The following is a 1,765-nucleotide window of genomic DNA, read 5'->3' on the forward strand; positions in this document are numbered from 1 at the left end:
TCTGCCCGACTCCGAGGGCTTCCTCTTCACGGGCCGGCTCTCGCTCCGTACGCACCCCTGGCTGGCCGATCACGCCGTCATGGACACCGTGATGCTGCCCGGTACGGCCCTGGTCGAGCTGGCGGTGCGCGCCGGTGACCAGGTCGGCTGCGATCTGCTGGACGAGCTGACCCTCGAAGCGCCGCTGATCCTTCCGGAGCGCGGCGGGGTGCAACTGCGGGTCGCCGTGGGCGAGTCCGACGGCCCCGACGGGCGGCGCGCGCTGACCGTCTACTCGCGGCTGGAGGACGCCGCCGACGAGCCGTGGATCCGGCACGCCTCCGGTGTGCTCACCGTCGCCGGTTCCTCCTCCGCCGACACCGCCGACACCACCGGCACGGCGGAATGGCCCCCGGCCGCCGCCACGGCCACCGACCTCGAACCGCTCGACGTGGCCGGGCTGTACGACGGCTTCGCCGCGCTCGGCCTCGCCTACGGGCCGGTGTTCCAGGGGCTGCGGGCCGCCTGGCGGCGCGGGGACGAGGTGTTCGCCGAGGTGGCGCTCGACGAGGACCGGCAGGGCGAGGCCCGTTCGTACGGGCTGCATCCGGCGCTGCTGGACGCGGCGCTGCACACGGTGGCGCTCGGCGGGTTCTTCCCGGCCGAGGAGGCGGGCCGGGCCCGGCTGCCGTTCTCGTGGGACGCCGTACGGCTGCACGCGGTCGGCGCGACCGCGCTGCGGGTACGGGTCTCCCCGGCCGGGCAGGGCGCGGTGGCGCTGGAGATCACCGACGAGGCCGGTGCCCCGGTGGTGTCGGTCGGCTCGCTGGCGCTGCGGCCGCTGGACGCCGAGCAGTTCGCGGCCGCCCGTACCGCACACCACGAGGCGCTGTTCCGGCTCGACTGGGCCGCGCTGCCCGCATCCGCCGAGCCGCAGCGGCCGGAGGACACCGCCCTGTGGGCCGTTCTGGACGGCACCGGCGGCGATCTGAAGATCACGGCCGCGCTGACGGACGCGGACACCGGTATCGAGGCCGAGACCTACGCGGGGCTCTCCGCGCTCGCCGAGGCGGTGGAGGCCGAGGGGATCGCGCCCGACGTGGTCCTCGTGCCGTGCCTGCCCGACCTGGGCACGCCCGGGGACACCGCGGGCGCCGCGCACACCGTCGTACGGCGGACGCTGGCGCTGGTGCGGGAGTGGATCGCGGACGAGCGGTTCGCCGACTCCCGGCTGGTCCTCCTCACCCGTGGCGCGGTGGCCGTGACCACGGGCGACGACACCGGGGCCGAAGGGGCAGCAGCGGCCGAAGGGGCCGAGGGTGTGGACGACCTGACCCACGCCGCCGCCTGGGGTCTGGTGCGCTCGGCGCAGGCCGAGCACCCGGGCCGCTTCGTGCTGGTCGATGTCCAAGGCGACGTCGATGTCCAAGGCGACCTCGATGTCCAAGGTGACGTCGATGTCCACGGCGACCCGGCCGACGGCACCCGCGCCGCCACCGGTACCGCCAACGGCTGGCTCCCCGCCCTGGTCGCGGGCCTGCGCACGGACGAGCCCCAGCTCGCCGTCCGCGCCGGGACCCTGCACGCACCGCGCCTCGCGCGGGTGGCGGCCCTGGACGAGGCGGCCGTGCCCGGTCTCGACCCGACGGGCACCGTGCTGATCACCGGCGCGTCCGGCACCCTGGGCGGGCAGCTCGCCCGCCATCTGGTGACCGAGCGCGGCGCCCGCCACCTGCTGCTGACCAGCCGCCGTGGCGCGGCGGCGGCGGGCGCCGCCGAACTGGCC

The 1,765-nt window shown here is 76.4% G+C and carries 1 protein-coding gene; it reads left to right on the top strand.

Going from position 1 to position 1,765, the window contains the following annotated elements; all coding sequences use genetic code 11:
• Positions 1–1,765 (top strand): SpnB-like Rossmann fold domain-containing protein (locus tag KN815_RS51780; RefSeq protein WP_216347986.1); only part of this gene is annotated, 1,765 nt, incomplete at both ends.

Origin of the sequence: Streptomyces niphimycinicus (assembly GCF_018883605.1) — a bacterium.
In the GTDB taxonomy this organism is placed as follows: domain Bacteria; phylum Actinomycetota; class Actinomycetes; order Streptomycetales; family Streptomycetaceae; genus Streptomyces; species Streptomyces niphimycinicus.